This is a genomic window from Cohnella sp. GbtcB17, from assembly GCF_019091135.1.
GTDB lineage: Bacteria > Bacillota > Bacilli > Paenibacillales > Paenibacillaceae > Cohnella.
Genome location: NZ_JAGXJW010000425.1, coordinates 1 through 241 on the forward strand (window position 1 = coordinate 1; position 241 = coordinate 241).

The following is a 241-nucleotide window of genomic DNA, read 5'->3' on the forward strand; positions in this document are numbered from 1 at the left end:
GTTCTTCGCTATCCTTCAGGATGCGGGATACTTTGTCCTCGTAAGTGGCGCGGGTCGGTCCTCCGCGTCTGTAGTTCCTGCCTCCGCGTTCGCCTCCGCCGCCGCGAGGTCCACGCGGGTGGTATTGCTGTTTCTGTTGTTGCTGTTCTGGCGGTATGTCGTCCGCTTGCCGGATCGTCAGCCCGATCTTCCCGTCTTTGTCCACGGTGATGACTTTGGCGGTGACGGCATCGCCCACTTT

General features: G+C 60.6%; 1 pseudogene. It reads right to left on the reverse strand.

The window, feature by feature from the left end:
- Positions 1 to 241 (reverse strand): annotated as a pseudogene (locus tag KVT38_RS34105) (RNA-binding protein S1); the annotation flags it as partial.